We start from the raw sequence: 1304 nt of genomic DNA, 5'->3' as shown, positions 1-1304 counted from the left end.
CTTTCAGCTTGGTTCTGTGGGAGGTATTTCCCACGCGCGGCGGCAGTTGGAGAAGGCGATAGAGGACGATGTTGAACTTCGGAATCGATGGCAATTAGCAATTAAGCACCTGACCCCTTAGCTCCCCAATTAGCAATTAAGCACCTGACCCCTTAGCTCCCCTTATTAACCCTACGATTAGGGAACTGAAATGATTACTTGTGACTACTTTGATTTGGCTGGCAACAGACAGTCTTACGACTTAGACGCTGTAGTTGATATTGTTCGAGGAGAAAGCTCAAAAAAGGCCGGTTGGGTTGCCCTCATCGTATTCGAACCAGCATCGAAGAAATTTATTGAGCTTAGAGACTCTCCGCCCGATCCAAGAGGTAATTCAAAGGATGAGGCGGAAGAAGTTGACGAGAACTATGTTGTCAGCAACTTTCAATTGAGCGAGAGCGATATCGATGCAATTAAAAACGATTCATCCGATTGGACATTCATTGATCTAAATAAGTAGGTCCAAACAAAGTTAGTTCTGGCGCTCAAGTATTACAGGCTCGGCAACGGCAGGCTTTAATGCTTGAAAGAGGGGAGGGGGTCAGGTGTTGAAATGTTAATTAGCAGTGTAAAGACCGAAGGGGTCAGACCGAAGGGGTCAGGTGTTGAAATGCTAATTAATAGATACTTCACTTGCGCGGCGCCAGTTGAAGAAATCGATGAGGGCATATGATGAGCTTGGAAAAAGCAGTCAATTAGCAACTGAACACCTGACCCCTTTGTTCAGGCAACGTCAGAGGGGAGGGGGTCAGGTGTTGAAATGTTAATTAGCAGTGTAAAGACCGAAGGGGTCAGACCGAAGGGGTCAGGTGTTGAAATGCTAATTAATAGATACTTCACTTGCGCGGCGCCAGTTGAAGAAATCGATGAGGGCATATGATGAGCTTGGAAAAAGCAGTCAATTAGCAACTGAACACCTGACCCCTTTGTTCAGGCAACGTCAGAGGGGAGGGGGTCAGGTGTTGAAATGTTAATTAGCAGTGTAAAGACCGAAGGGGTCAGACCGAAGGGGTCAGGTGTTGAAATGCTAATTAATAGATACTTCACTTGCGCGGCGCCAGTTGAAGAAATCGATGAGGGCATATGATGAGCTTGGAAAAAGCAGTCAATTAGCAACTGAACACCTGACCCCTTTGTTCTGGTCGAGCAGAGCCTCCAGGCCCGCACCGGTAGCCGTTTCCTCGATGGCCAGGGCGGTATGGCGATGTTTCAGCAACTGATGGATAACGCCGTCATCGCCCAGGACGACCTGGACCTGACGCCCG

General features: G+C 48.0%; 1 protein-coding gene. It reads left to right on the top strand.

The genetic code is table 11. The annotated features are described in order from the left end of the window. Positions 1-190: 190 nt before the first annotated feature. Positions 191-499, top strand: a complete 309-nt coding sequence (locus EZI54_RS23700; protein ID WP_131484310.1) for a hypothetical protein — start codon at positions 191-193, stop codon at positions 497-499. Positions 500-1304: the final 805 nt, after the last annotated feature.

Source organism: Marinobacter halodurans (assembly GCF_004327985.1).
Lineage (GTDB): Bacteria > Pseudomonadota > Gammaproteobacteria > Pseudomonadales > Oleiphilaceae > Marinobacter_A > Marinobacter_A halodurans.
Note: the sequence above shows the minus strand (reverse complement) of the source record. Positions and strands in the feature narration are given on the sequence as shown.